This window comes from Streptomyces sp. MMG1121, assembly GCF_001280015.1.
Classification (GTDB): Bacteria; Actinomycetota; Actinomycetes; order Streptomycetales; family Streptomycetaceae; genus Streptomyces.
The window spans coordinates 1-293 of record NZ_LGDV01000127.1; the positions used below are offsets into that span (position 1 = coordinate 1).

The following is a 293-nucleotide window of genomic DNA, read 5'->3' on the forward strand; positions in this document are numbered from 1 at the left end:
CGTCGTTGCGGCGGGACGTGCCGGAGGACCGGGCGTTGATGACCGCGGTTGGACAGCTGCACGTACGCGGCGTCGGGATTGAATGGGAGCAGGTGTTCTCCGGCACCGGTGCACACCGTGTGGATTTGCCGACGTATGCCTTCCAGCGGCAGCGTTTCTGGCTGAATCCGACGCGGTCCGGAGGGGACCCCGCGCTGGCCACCGGACACCCTCTGCTCGACACCGTGGTCGGTGTTCCCGACACGGGCGGTGCGGTGTGTACCGGCCGGCTGTCCCTCGCGGCCCAGCCGTGG

At 69.6% G+C, this 293-nt stretch carries 1 protein-coding gene; it reads left to right on the top strand.

The window, feature by feature from the left end; genetic code table 11:
• Nucleotides 1–38: 38 nt before the first annotated feature.
• A partial coding sequence (locus ADK64_RS47165; protein ID WP_234384554.1) for a hypothetical protein occupies nt 39–293 on the top strand: 255 nt, incomplete at its 3' end.